The sequence below is a fragment of the Pseudomonas laurentiana genome (genome assembly GCF_014648275.1).
GTDB classification, from domain to species: domain Bacteria; phylum Pseudomonadota; class Gammaproteobacteria; order Pseudomonadales; family Pseudomonadaceae; genus Aquipseudomonas; species Aquipseudomonas laurentiana.
The window spans coordinates 1-560 of the sequence record NZ_BMQU01000176.1; the positions used below are offsets into that span (position 1 = coordinate 1).

A 560-nucleotide genomic window follows, 5' to 3' on the forward strand; every position below is an offset into this window, starting at 1 on the left:
GGATAAAAAGAAATGAAGTAATTTAGATAAAAAGAAATGAAGTGATTTAGATAAATTTTTTTTATTAATAATTTTAGATTAATTAATTGAATATTGATTAATATATAATTGATTGAATATTATTTGAAAATGGTTTTTTTGTTTAGAAATGAAATGTTTTAAATGTTTTTGGAAATTTTTGTTTTTATTGGATTATTTGTATTTATATGTATTAGGATTTTGATTTATGGATTTTTTGGTTTGAGAAAGAAAAATAAGAGGATTGAATTATTTTTTTTGATTTTTTTTTAAATTTGATAAATGTTGGTTGATTGTATTTTTTATTATAGTTTTATGATTTAGAGTATTATTTTTTATTAGATTTTTTTGAATTTTATATTTGAAGTTGTGATTAGGTTTTTTTATTAAAAAGAATTGATTTAATATATTTTTTATGTATTTATAGGGATTATATTGGAATTGGATTTGAATTATATTTTGGATTAATTTATATTGATTGATTGTTTTTATTATGTTGTTGTTAGTAAATATTATTTTTTTTTGATTTTTTAAATAATTTT

At 15.2% G+C, this 560-nt stretch carries 1 protein-coding gene; it reads right to left on the reverse strand.

Annotated elements, in window-relative coordinates:
• Nucleotides 1-267 precede the first annotated feature (267 nt).
• Nucleotides 268-560: Ycf2 family protein (locus IE038_RS25735; protein WP_189396439.1), on the reverse strand; the 293-nt coding region annotated here is incomplete at its 5' end.